This window comes from Halorubrum sp. SP3 (assembly GCF_005435195.1).
GTDB classification, from domain to species: Archaea; Halobacteriota; Halobacteria; order Halobacteriales; family Haloferacaceae; genus Halorubrum; species Halorubrum sodomense.
Genome location: NZ_SGTU01000637.1, coordinates 1 through 261, shown reverse-complemented (window position 1 = coordinate 261; position 261 = coordinate 1). Strand labels below are relative to the sequence as shown.

Annotated in this window: 1 pseudogene; it reads right to left on the bottom strand. The window is 62.8% G+C overall.

Annotated elements, in window-relative coordinates:
• Positions 1–261: pseudogene (locus tag EXE42_RS17815) on the bottom strand (extracellular solute-binding protein); the annotation flags it as partial.

Sequence of the window (261 nt, the reverse complement as noted above, 5' to 3'; positions counted from 1 at the left end):
CCGCCTCGCTCCCGACGAACGAGAGGAACGTCTCGGTCGCCTCCGGACTCGGGTTGTCCGACGGGTACAGGAACGAGTCGAAGTGGAGCATGTACATGTTCTCCGAGCCGGGGTACGTCTTGAAGCCCCAGTCCTCGTTGTAGTTGAAGTCCTCGGCGTTCCGGTAGGCCCCGGCGGCCCAGTTACCCTGGTGGATGAACGCCGCGTTCCCCTCGATGATGTTCTGGTTGGACTCCGTGAGTCCGATCGAGGAGGCGTCCT